The 1,343-nt window shown below is 43.9% G+C and carries 2 protein-coding genes; both read right to left on the bottom strand.

Translation table 11 applies throughout. The features are described 5' to 3' along the window. Window positions 1-658, bottom strand: a 658-nt coding sequence (locus tag AC559A_RS19140; protein ID WP_498819290.1) for an IS701 family transposase, incomplete at its 3' end; no start/stop codon positions are given. A 74-nt stretch (window positions 659-732) separates the two neighbouring features. Further along, on the bottom strand, window positions 733-876 hold the full coding sequence (locus AC559A_RS19145) for an Arm DNA-binding domain-containing protein (protein WP_498819292.1): 144 nt from the start codon (window positions 874-876) through the stop codon (window positions 733-735). Window positions 877-1,343: the final 467 nt, after the last annotated feature.

A 1,343-nucleotide genomic window follows, 5' to 3' on the forward strand; every position in this document is an offset into this window, starting at 1 on the left:
CTAGAACATATTTAAACGGCAGGATCTGTTCAGCTGTCAACTTGTTCAACATATCAGCGGCAAGCTGAGGTTTGGTCTTGAAGGACATCTCATCTGGGAGATTACATTTTTTTCTGCGCTCAGCGTACTCTTCTGTGAACCACTTTTCCGGAATAAAAAGACGCTTATCTACCAGTGAATATCCAATATCAGAGGCATAAGCGGCAAATACGCCAACCTGACAGTTGTCTACCTTTCCGATAGACCCGCAATATTGCCTTGCAACAGCTACGGAATCCTCCCCTTTTTTGGGAAAGCTGGTTTCATCAAATATTAAGGCTCCGTCAGGACTACCAAGGTCAGATTTTACCAAACTACGATACTTGAGCATTATTTTTTCGTCATCCCAGGGGGCATCACTTACAAAGCGCTGCATTGCTCGAACATTCCCATTTTCGACACTTAAGGCAATGGGTTCAATTGATTTACGTTCAAGTCCACTGAACTGGCCACTCATGTAGCGAAAAAAATTGGCTCTGGACTCGCTTCTGAGAAAGCAGTCATGGAAATATTCGTGGAAGCCTTCGAGCTTGTCCTTAAAACCTTCAATTTCTGCAAGGGTTAAATCAAATTTTGGAACTGAATAACAATGCTCATTTCTTCGACAACCTGGTAGCATGGCCTGCCTCCTTTGCTTGATGTAAGGTAATTGGCATAGTGGCAGGCTTTGAGTGAACAATCAAGTATTTTTATCTAAATTGCGTTGTAGGGATATTTAAGCCGCCAAAGTTTGCCGCCTGCCGGCGAAACTTCGAGATAGAGCCCCCCTCCGTCGAAAAGTCTGTAGGCTTTTTCTCGGGGCTTTGCATTGCGAATAGTAGTGTCAAATAAGGGCATTAGCTCTACCTCCGTGCTTGGGTTGCATGCCCCCAGCAAGTGGGGGCATTTCCCTTTTCATGCCCCCATGGAAGGAGGATGTCAACGGTCAATAACGGGCTTTGGCGAGCTAAAACGTTCAATGAATTCAGCCACTAGTGTCCCAACAATTAATCAAATAAACTTAGCTGCTTACTGTTTGACGTCTGTTCGCTTTCGTAATCATCACATCCAACTATCTGTAATAATGGAACTCGTTCGAAGATGTTTACACTCAAAATCTGTAGAATTGTGTAGAGAGAAGCTTCAATTTTGAGTTCCTTTCTCATTATTCTGAAGTTTCACGGTTTTTTCACGACTACTGACAGTAGCACTACGGGTGGTTTTTTATTCTGGTTCTTCGACGTTGGACGTGGAAATGCTATGGAACGAGTAGTTCCCTGATGGGTGCTCCGATCAGGTAGATCACAGTGATGAATGTCATCTCG

Origin of the sequence: Desulfonatronum zhilinae, assembly GCF_900182865.1 — a bacterium.
In the GTDB taxonomy this organism is placed as follows: Bacteria; Desulfobacterota; Desulfovibrionia; order Desulfovibrionales; family Desulfonatronaceae; genus Desulfonatronum; species Desulfonatronum lacustre.